The 9,628-nt window shown below is 70.6% G+C and carries 8 protein-coding genes; 1 reads left to right on the top strand and 7 read right to left on the bottom strand.

Going from position 1 to position 9,628, the window contains the following annotated elements:
• A partial coding sequence (locus tag ADK67_RS37710; RefSeq protein WP_231648549.1) for a hypothetical protein occupies positions 1-339 on the top strand: 339 nt, incomplete at its 5' end.
• Positions 340-490: 151 nt separating this feature from the next.
• Here the strand turns inward: ADK67_RS37710 and ADK67_RS51640 are convergent.
• From ADK67_RS51640 to ADK67_RS37665, 7 genes are all read right to left on the bottom strand, one after another.
• Positions 491-736, bottom strand: coding sequence for a hypothetical protein (locus ADK67_RS51640; RefSeq protein ID WP_053721356.1), 246 nt, complete (start codon positions 734-736; stop codon positions 491-493).
• A 738-nt stretch (positions 737-1,474) separates the two neighbouring features.
• Complete coding sequence (locus ADK67_RS37690; protein WP_053721353.1) at positions 1,475-2,725, bottom strand: arginine deiminase; 1,251 nt, start codon at positions 2,723-2,725, stop codon at positions 1,475-1,477.
• A gap of 16 nt (positions 2,726-2,741) precedes the next feature.
• Entirely contained in the window at positions 2,742-4,181 is a 1,440-nt protein-coding gene (locus ADK67_RS37685) for a basic amino acid/polyamine antiporter (RefSeq protein WP_053721360.1), read from the bottom strand.
• Between the two features lie 13 nt (positions 4,182-4,194).
• Positions 4,195-5,679, bottom strand: a complete 1,485-nt coding sequence (nhaC, locus tag ADK67_RS37680; RefSeq protein WP_053721352.1) for a Na+/H+ antiporter NhaC — start codon at positions 5,677-5,679, stop codon at positions 4,195-4,197.
• 185 nt (positions 5,680-5,864) lie between these two features.
• Positions 5,865-6,818 (bottom strand): calcium/sodium antiporter, encoded by a 954-nt coding sequence (locus ADK67_RS37675; protein WP_053721351.1) that lies wholly within the window; start codon positions 6,816-6,818, stop codon positions 5,865-5,867.
• An 86-nt stretch (positions 6,819-6,904) separates the two neighbouring features.
• Positions 6,905-8,086, bottom strand: a complete 1,182-nt coding sequence (locus ADK67_RS37670; RefSeq protein WP_053721350.1) for a hypothetical protein — start codon at positions 8,084-8,086, stop codon at positions 6,905-6,907.
• A gap of 74 nt (positions 8,087-8,160) precedes the next feature.
• Positions 8,161-9,606 (bottom strand): class I adenylate-forming enzyme family protein, encoded by a 1,446-nt coding sequence (locus tag ADK67_RS37665; protein ID WP_053721349.1) that lies wholly within the window; start codon positions 9,604-9,606, stop codon positions 8,161-8,163.
• Positions 9,607-9,628: the final 22 nt, after the last annotated feature.

Raw genomic sequence — 9,628 nt, 5'->3', positions numbered from 1 at the left:
GGTGTGGGGTGGGGGGTGGACCGGGGGGCTCGGTTCCGGGGGTTGTCAGCCTATTGGGCACTGGTATTTGTTGATCAGACCGGCGACGCTGGCGCGGTGACTAATGATGTTCCACCTCTCATCTACGACGACGTGACGGATCTCGTCCCGGTCATGCTGCCGGCTGACGTCGCGACTCGGCTTGACATCGAGACCGAACGCACCGCGCTGGTACTGCGGAACCGCGTTCCTGTCTCGGTTATTCGCGCCACCTTGTTGGCTGTTGGTCTGGATCGGGCGCACGTCGCGGCCGGTGCGCTGGTGGCGCGAGCGGCGAATGCGGAGACGCAGAATCCCTAATCGCTGAGGCGTTACGCGCTGCGCCTGCCGGTCCCGTGTTCGGGTGAACACGGGACCGGTCGTGTGTGGGTGGGTTTTGGTTACGGGATCAGGAGTCGGCGGCCGCGTTGTCCGTTGGAGGCGACTTTGTCGTAAGCGGCGGAGGCGTTTGTCAGGGGTGGTGGCCCGCGACGCGTGGTTCGAGGACGCCGGTGGCGGCTTGGGTGAGGAGGGTCGTCAGTTGGGTGTGGTCGGGGTGGATGCACACGATGCCGAGGTCGATGCCTCGTTCGGGCGTCGCTGAAGAGGCTGACGGGACGCCGACGAACGTTCCGTTGTCGCGGACGGCGGAGAGGGCGGTCGTGTGCAGGACGGCGGCGTAGCCGCCTACCGCGCCGGCGGTGCCCGTGATCAGCAAGGTTCCTCCGTTGGCCGGTCCGAGAAGGTGCACGAGTTGGGCGGCGGCTTGGGCGTTGAGGGGAGGGCGGCGGTGGCGGCCGGGACGATGGTTTCCTCGGCGTGGGCGCGGGCCGGGGCGGTGAAGTCGGGATGCACCGCGGCGATGGGTCGCCGACGGTGAACGTGGTGACGTCGGTGCCGGTCGCGCTGACGATTCCGGTCAGGGACATGCCCAGGCCGGTGAGGCCGAAGATCGCACTGGCCGGTTCGCGGGCGATGAGCGGGTCGACGGAGGCGCAATGACGCGGACGCGCAGGTCGTGCTGGCCGAGTGGGGCAGCGTCACGTCGGCGGGGTGGAGGTGTCGGGGCGGGAGACGAGGGCGAGCGTCACGGTGGGTGCCTTTCATGGACGCAGTTGGTGGGCGACGCGATTCAATGCGTTCGCCGCTTCTGTCCCAGTCGGCGGTTGCTCGACACGATCGGTGACAAGTGGGCGAGTCTCGCGATTGTGGCGTTGGGGCTGCTCGGCGGTCGGATGCGGTATTCCGAGCTTTCCGCGCGGATTGAGGGGGTGAGTCAGAAAGGAGGGGCCGAGTCGCACATGGCCGAGGTGGATCGGGCACGTGTGGAGTACGACCGGGAGAGCGTCTGAGCCAGTGGTGTGAGGTAGCGCTTTGTCCGGCGATGAATGCTACGGCGGCCGACGCCGCGGGATCGTGATGTGTTGGGCGAGGGAGGGGGCGGCGGCGATTTCGGTCAGTAGTCGATCGGGTCGCGGGAGATGGGGCAGGTCATGCAGTGGCCGCCGCCGCGGCCGCGGCCCAGTTCGGCGCCGACGATGGTGATCACTTCGATGCCTGCCTTGCGCAGTCGTGAGTTGGTCTCGGTGTTGCGGTCGTAGGCGACGACCACGCCGGGTTCGACCGCGACCAGGTTGTTGCCGCTGTCCCACTGGCTGCGCTGGGCGGTGTAGGCGTCGCCGGCGGTTTCCACGATGCGCAGTTTGGGCAGGTTGAGGGAGTCGGCCACGACGTCGACGAAGGACAGCTTCTCCTCGGTCACGTCGATCGGGTCGCCGGGGCGCAGGGTGAACGTGTGGATGCCGTCGACGATGTTCGGGAACGTCGTCACGCAGTCGCGGTCGGCGAAGGTGAAGACCGTGTCCAGGTGCATGGCCGCGCGCAGCTTCGGCATGCCGGCGACGATCACCCGTTCGGCGGCGCCGCGCTCGAACAGGGCTACGGCCAGCTGGGTGATGGCCTGGCGGGACGACCGCTCGCTCATGCCGACCAGCACGACGCCGTTGCCCACCGGCATCACGTCTCCGCCTTCCAGCGTGGACAGCCCCCACTGCCGTTCGGGGTCGCCCCACCAGACGGTCGAGCCCACGAAGTCCGGGTGGAACCCGTAGACCGCCTTCATCAGCAACGTCTCGTCGTGCCGCGCCGGCCAGTACAGGGGGTTGAGGGTCACGCCCCCGTAGAGCCAGCACGTGGTGTCGCGGGTGTAGAGCGTGTTCGGCAGCGGCGGCATCAGGTACTCGGGCACGCCGGTCGACTCGCGGGCGAGCGCGAGGTAGCCGGGGCGGAAGTCCGGTGGCAGGTCCGTGGTGGACAGCCCACCGATCAGGTACTCCGCCAGCCTGCGGTGCTCCAGGCCTTCCAGGAACGCGCGCGTGTCGTCCACCAGGCCGAGCCCGACCTCGTCGGCGACGATCTTCCGGTCGAGCAGCCAGGTCTTGGCGCCCGGCACGTCGAGGGTCTCGGTGAGCAGGTTGTGCAGCTCCACCACGTCGACGCCGCGTTCCCGCAGCTTGGCCATGAAGTCGAAGTGGTCGCGGACGGCGTTCTGCACCCACATCACGTCGTCGAACAGCAGGTCGTCGCAGTTGCTCGGGGTCAGCCTGGCGTGGGCGAGGCCGGGTGCGCAGACGAGCACCTTGCGCAGGGTGCCGACCTCGGAGTGCACGCCGTACGCCGCGGACGGGCGTCGAGCCGTGTCGGTCATGTCCTTGTCCCTCTCGTTAGATGACGATCAGGCCCGTGGCCAGGCCGATGATGCCGAGCACGGCCAGGAGGACCGCGAGGACGAACAGCGCCAGCTCGGCGGGGGAGAAGACGCGCCTGCCCTGCTCACGGCGTGCCATGACGAACAGGATCGTGCCGGGCGCGTAGATGATGAACGACAGCAGCAGGAACTCGATGCCGGCCGCGAAGATCAGGAACGCGGTGTAGAGGGTGGCGACGGCCGCGAACGCCACTTCCTTGCCGCGGCGGCTGCTGTCGTGCTCGTACGTCTCACCGGTCGCGCCGAGCCGCAACGCGTACCCGGCCGCCAGCAGGTACGGGATGAGCGACAGCGAGCTGCACAGCTTGAGGGTGAACGTGAAGGCGTCGTCGGAGAACAGGGTCACGAACAGCACCGCGGTGATGAGCGTGCTCGACATGATCAGTGCCGCGATCGGCACGCCCTGGCGGTTCTCGCGCTTGAGGAAGCGCGGCATGTCGTCGTCCTTCGCGGCGACGAACAGCACCTCGGCGGCCATCAGGGTCCACGCGAGGTAGGCGCCGAGCACCGAGACGATCAGGCCGATGCCGATGAACGCCGACCCCCACGTGCCGACGACGGACTCCAGCACGCCCATCATCGACGGCTGCCGCAGCCCGGCGAGGTCTTCCTTGCCCAACGTGCCGTAGGACAGCAGCGTCACCGACGCGAACAGCGCCAGCACGCTGAGGAAGCCGAGCACCGTCGCCCGGCCGACGTCGGACCGCTTGCGGGCGTAGCGCGAGTAGACGCTGGCGCCCTCGACGCCGAGGAAGACGAACACCGTGATCAGCATCGTCGACCGGACCTGCTCGAACAGCGCGCCCGCCGACGGTTCGGTGCCGCCCCAGAAGTTGGCCGAGAACACGCCGGTCTTCAGCGTGACGGCGAGGATCACGACGAACGTCAGGATGGGGACGAGTTTGGCGATGGTGACGATCCGGTTGATCGCGGCGGCCTCCTTGATGCCACGCGTGATCATGTAGTGGAACGCCCACACGCCGACGGCCGAGATCGCCACGGCGAGCACGGTGTTCCCCTCGCCCAGGCCGGGGATCACGGTGCCGAGGGTCGATTTGATCAGCACCCAGTAGCTGACGTTGCCGACGCACGCGCTCGCCCAGTACCCGAACGCGGAGAAGAAGCCGGGGAACTCGCCGAAACCGGCTTTCGCGTACGCGTACACGCCGGCGTCGAGCTCGGGCTTGCGCACCGCGAGGGCCTGGAACACGAACGCGAGCATGAGCATGCCGACGCCCGCGATCGTCCACGCGACCAGCGCGCCGAACACGCCGGTGGCCTGGGCGAAGTTGCGGGGCAGCGAGAACACCCCGGCGCCGACCATCGAGCCGACCACCATCGCGGTCATCGTCAGCAACGGCAGCTGCCGCGACTTCTTGGCTTCGGTCACCGTCATCGTCGTCACCTGTTCACGCGTCGGCCGGCTCGGCGCCGGTCGGCCGCACCCTTTCGATCCGGAAGCCCGTGAACCCGTAGACCACGCTCAGCAGCGGGCTGGCGATGTTGAAGAAGCAGAACGGCAGGTACAGCAGCGTCGACACGCCCAGTGCCGCGCTCATGAAGGCGCCGCAGGAGTTCCACGGCACCAACGGCGAGGTGACCGTGCCGCTGTCGGCGGCCAGCCGGGACAGGTTGGTCGGCGCGAGTCCCCGCCTGGCGAACTCGGCCCGGAAGACCTTGGACGGCAGCACGAGCGCGATGTACTGGTCGCCCGCGACGATGTTGAGCCCGAACGCGGTGGCGAACACCGTGACGAACAGCCGCCCGGTGCCCTTCGCCGCGCGGATCATCGGGTCGATCAGGCGGTTGATCAGGCCGAACTCCTCGAGCACGGTGCCGAACGTGACCGCGCCGATGATCAGCCACAGGGTGAGCAGCATGCTGTCCATGCCGCCGCGCGACAGCAGCCGGTCGATGTCGCCGATGCCGGAGTCCATCGAGAAGCCGGTGGCCAGCGCCTGCCACACGGCCTGGATCCCGGTCCGCACCGGGTCGAGGCCGGGTGCGGCGACGAAGGCCCGCACGACGTCGTGCTGGGTGAACACGGCGAGGAGCCCGGCGAAGAGCGCCGAGGCGATCAGGGCGAGCGACGCGGGAACCTTGCGGACGGACAGGACCGCGAGGAGCACCAGCGGCAGCAGGTTGAGCGGTGTGATCCAGTAGATGTCGGCCAGCGCGTTCAGCTCGGAGGTGGTGTCGCCCGCGTCGGTCGGCGCCGGTCCCCAGAACAGGCCGATCAGCGCGAACAGGGTGAACGCGAGGCCGAACGCGGGCAGCGAGGTCCACGCCTGGCGTTTGATGTGCTCGTAGACGTCCACCTTGGCCAGTTGCGCGGTGAGGACGGTCGTCTCCGATAGCGGTGAGAGCTTGTCGCCGAGGTAGGCGCCGGAGATCACCGCGCCGGCCGTGATGCCGGGCGACAGGCCGAGCATCAGCGCGATGCCGACCAGGCCGACGCCGATCGTGGCCGCGGTCGTCCACGAGCTGCCGATCGACATCGCGACGACGCCGCAGATCAGCGCGGTGGCCGCGTAGTACCAGGTGGGTGAGAGGGCCTGGATCCCGTAGTACACCAGTGTCGGGATGGTGCCGGACAGGTTCCACGTGCCGATGAGCGCGCCGACCGCCAGCAGGATGAACACCGCGCTGGTGATGGAGGTGAGCGCGCGTTGGCTGGCGGCTTCGACCTCGTCCCAGCGGTGGCCGTTCTTGAGCACGACGAGCGCCGCGATCATCGCGCAGAGCACGAGCGCGACCTGGATGGGGCCGTCGAGCGCGTCCAGTCCGAACAGGGCCAGCGAGCCGCCGATCAGCGCCACCAGCGCGACCAGCGGCACGGTCGCGTCCACGAGCGACGGGGCGCGGACGTGCCGGTGGCTGCCGGTGTCGGTCATGTGCGCCCCGGTGGACCGCACCGGCGCACGGGGAGCCCCGGTCGCGGCACCCGCGGCCGGTCGTCGTCCCGCGCAGAATCCGGCATGGCCCAATCACGGTAGGTCCGGGTCGGTGGCCGTGCAAAAGGGCTTCTACCTGCACCGACGGTAAACGCCCCGATCGGGTGACGTGTCGGGGCGCGTGCTCACAGCCGCGTCGTGAGCAGCCAGGTCGTGTACAGCACGTAGGCCGCCACGAAGGCGCCGCCCTCGACGCGGGTCAGCTGTCTGCGGGTGAAGAAGGCGGGCACGCACACGAGGGCGGTGGCGACCATGAGGACCATGTCCAGGGCCAGCACGTCGTCGGGCACCGGGACGGGGCCGGGCGCGGCGAGGATCGTCGGCCCGAGGATGAGCGCGATGTTGAACACGCTGGAGCCGAGGAGGTTCCCCAGGGCGAGGGACCGGTCACCGCGGAACGTGGACACGATCGTGGTGACCAGTTCGGGCGCCGAGGTGCCGATCGCGACGACGGTCAGGCCGATGAACGTGTCGCTCGCGCCCCAGACGCGGGCGATCCGCACCGCACCGTCCACGAGGAACTCCGACCCGACGACGATGACGGCCAGGCCCGCGACCAGCAGCAGCACCTGGAGGGCGGCCGGTCGGGTCTTCGCGGCGGTGGCCGGTGCGCCGGTGGACGCCGCCGCTTGCCGTCTGGTGTGGACGACCATCAGCCCGAGGTAGGCGGCACCGTAGGCGCACAGCCACACCCCGTCCGCGTTCGTGAGCGAGCCGTCGAGCGCCAGCACGAGGAGCAGCACCGCCGCGCCGGTCATGACCGGCAGGTCGAAGCGCAGCGTCCTGGGTTCGAACACGACGGGGCGGATCAGCGCGCTCAGCCCGAGGATGAGCAGGACGTTGACCAGGTTCGTGCCCACGATGTTGCCCACCGCGAGCCCGGCGTTGCCCTGCCCGGCGGCGTTGATGCCGATGGCCAGCTCCGGCAGGCTCGTGCCGAGGGAGACCACGGTCATGCCCACCACGAGCGGGCTGACGCCGAACCGGGCGGCGAGGGCGGTGCCTTGGCGCACCACGAGGTCGGCGCCCGCGATCAGCAGGACCAGACCCGCCAGCAGCGCCGCCGCGGAACTCGCCACCGGACCTCCCCTGGCCCGCTCGACTGCGCCGACGGCCCGTGCCGATGGTCGGCGGGCCGGCCGCGACCCGCAACCGGTGTGACGGTCTACAGACGCCCGGTCGGGCGACGCCCGTTCGTGAGGTCCGCGACCTGCTCGGGCGTGAACGGCGGGTCGAGCAGGTCGGCCCGGTGGGCGTGGCAGCGGAACATGTCGGCGATGTAGTGCAGGCGGTCGGGCAGGTCGGACCAGTCGCGGGCGGCGGTGTCGAGGAGGCTGTCGGACGTCGGGTCGACGATCTCGAGCAGCGCGAGCAGTTCCGGGTGGGACAGTTGGACGAGCAGCGGCGGGAACTGCGCGGGGAGGTCTTCGGCGAGGTCGAGCAGTTCGCCGTCCGGCAGTGCCAGCGTCATCAGGTGCTCGGTGACGGCTCGGCGGGCCAGCGCGCGGGCGTGGTCGGCCAGGTGCTCGCCGGCCAGGCGGATGGGCGTGCGTCGGCCGAGCACGGTCAGCAGCACGCGCCGCAGCCACTTGACCGCGCGGTTGCCGGGCAGCAGCAGGTCGAGCAGACGTCGTTCGAGGTCGCGCGGGTCGACGACCGGCGCTTCGAGCGCGGCGGTGATCTCCGGTTGCAGCCGGGTCTGCTCGTGCAGGCCGATCTCGACGTTGGCCAGGAGCAGGAGTTCGGCTCGCTCCTTCGGGTCGACCGCGGTCATCGCCTGGTGGTAGCGGGTGAACGCCTGCCGGAGGTAGCGCTGGCCCTCGGGCGGCTCGCCGGGGCGCAGCGCGGTGAGGAACCCGTCGACGCCGTCGGCGGGCACGGCCAGGAAGCGGGCGAACTCGCGGGCGATCTCCTCGAAGACCTTCAGGTTCCCGCGCGCCGCCGCGTCACCGGCCGCGTCGAGCCGCGCGGTGGCCACCACGGCTTGGCGCACGAACCGTTCGGCGTCGTCGAGGACGTGGCGCGGCACGGCTCGCCGGAGGCTGCGCACCAGCAGGTCGACGGCGGCGCCCGCCTCGGGGGAGGACGCCAGCAGCCGGTCCAGCGTGCGGGCCAGGTCTTCCTGCCGGATGGTCTGGCCGACCTGCTTGGACGCCCACACGGCGAACGTGCACCAGTTGGCCGACCCACCGGTCCGGTCGGCCAGCGCCCGGGACAGCTCGTGGTAGCAGTGGGTGATCCGGAGGTTCCGCACGACGGGGTCGGCGTGCGCGGCGATCCGGTCGACGTCGGCCACCGTGGGCGGGACGCCGCCGGGTGCCCGCACGTCGCCGCTGGTTCGCGTCATGGATCGACCCTTCTGCCCTGGGTGTACACGTGGTTCGTCGTCCTGAGGGCGACGAATGTGACACCCCGATCGGGTCAGGGCCGCCAGGTCCGCACGACGTGACGGCGCAGCTTGCCCGAGCCGGTGCGCGGCAGGGACGGCACGAACACGATCTCGCGCGGGACCTTGTACGCGGTCAGGTGGCGGCGGGTCAGGGCGGTCAGCGCGTCGGCGAGGTCGGTGTCGTCGAGCGGGCCGTCGGTGCGGACGACGTAGGCGCGCAGTCGGACCGCTCCGTCGTCGTCGGCCGCGGCGCAGACCGCCGCTTCGCGCACCGAGTCGTGGCTCGCCAGGAGGTGTTCGACCTCGAGCGGGTGGACCTTGATGCCGCCCACGTTCTCGATGTCGTCCAGGCGGCCGGTGACGGTCACGTACCCGTCGGGGTCGATCGAGGCCAGGTCGCCGGTGGCGTACCAGTCGTCGGTGCGCTTGGCCGTGCCGTCCTCGTGGACGCCGAGCGTGATCGTCGGGCCGCGCACCTGCAGGCGGCCCAGCACGTCCGGGTCGACGGGTTCGCCCTCGTCGTCCACCACGCGGACGTCGTACGGCGGCAGGGGACGTCCCGCGGTGCCGACGCGGCGCGCGGCACGGGTGTTGTGGGTGAACGCCTGGCCGACCTCGGTGCTGCCGATGCCGTTGAGCAGGCGCTCGCCGAGGACTTCCATCAGGCGTTCCTCCAGCGCGGGGGAGAGGACTTCGCCCCCGGTGGCGGCGACGCGCAGGTTCGCCAGGCGGTCGCTGCCGGGGTGGGCGATGAGCCTGCTGTAGAACGTCGGCACGGCGAACAGGGCGGTGACGTTGTACTTGTCCACGATCGCCAGCACGTCGTCCACCAGCGGCGCCTCCGGGTTCAACACCACGCGGCTGCCGCTGAGCAGCGGGAAGAACAGGGAGTTGCTCAAGCCGTAGGCGAAGTACATCTTGGACACCGAGTGCACCACGTCGTCCGGCCCCAGCTCCAGCGCGGGCACCGCGAACGAGCGGTGGTGGATGATCGGGTCGCCGTGCAGCTGCGGGCACAGGCGCGGCACGCCGGTCGTGCCCGAGGTGAACGTCGCGTACACCTGGTCGTCGACGGCACGCGGCGTGACCGGGACCGGCTCCGCGCCGTCGAGCGCGGCGAACGTGGTCACCGCGAACCCGGCCGCCGAAAAACCGGGGCGGCCCACGACCAGCGCCGGACCGGCGGCGCCCAGCACCTGGCGCAGCTCGTCGGGGTGCAGCCGGGGGTTGAGCGGCACGGCCACGGCGCCGGCGTGCGCGGCGCCCAGGAACGCCAGGACGAAGTCCGGCCCGTCGTCGAGCACGAGCGCGACCCGGTCACCGGGCCGCACACCCGACGCGACCAGGGCTCCGGCGACGCGCGCGGCGCCGTCGTACACGGCGGCGTGGGTCAGCATGGCGCCGTCGACCTCGTAGGCCGGCCGGTCCAGCCACCCTCCGGCGTCGGCTCCGGCACGCAGCGCGTCGACCAGGTTCATCCCACGGCTCTTCCTGCTCGGG

Origin of the sequence: Saccharothrix sp. NRRL B-16348 (assembly GCF_001280085.1) — a bacterium.
Lineage (GTDB): Bacteria > Actinomycetota > Actinomycetes > Mycobacteriales > Pseudonocardiaceae > Actinosynnema.
Note: the sequence above shows the minus strand (reverse complement) of the source record. Positions and strands in the feature narration are given on the sequence as shown.

What these genes read in the sequence shown, in the direction of transcription:
- ADK67_RS37690 (WP_053721353.1), bottom strand. Translation starts at nt 2,725, where the DNA reads ATGACCGACACGGCTCGACGCCCGTCCGCGGCGTACGGCGTGCACTCC.
- ADK67_RS37685 (WP_053721360.1), bottom strand. Translation starts at nt 4,181, where the DNA reads ATGACGGTGACCGAAGCCAAGAAGTCGCGGCAGCTGCCGTTGCTGACG.
- nhaC (WP_053721352.1), bottom strand. Translation starts at nt 5,679, where the DNA reads ATGACCGACACCGGCAGCCACCGGCACGTCCGCGCCCCGTCGCTCGTG.
- ADK67_RS37670 (WP_053721350.1), bottom strand. Translation starts at nt 8,086, where the DNA reads ATGACGCGAACCAGCGGCGACGTGCGGGCACCCGGCGGCGTCCCGCCC.
- ADK67_RS37665 (WP_053721349.1), bottom strand. Translation starts at nt 9,606, where the DNA reads ATGAACCTGGTCGACGCGCTGCGTGCCGGAGCCGACGCCGGAGGGTGG.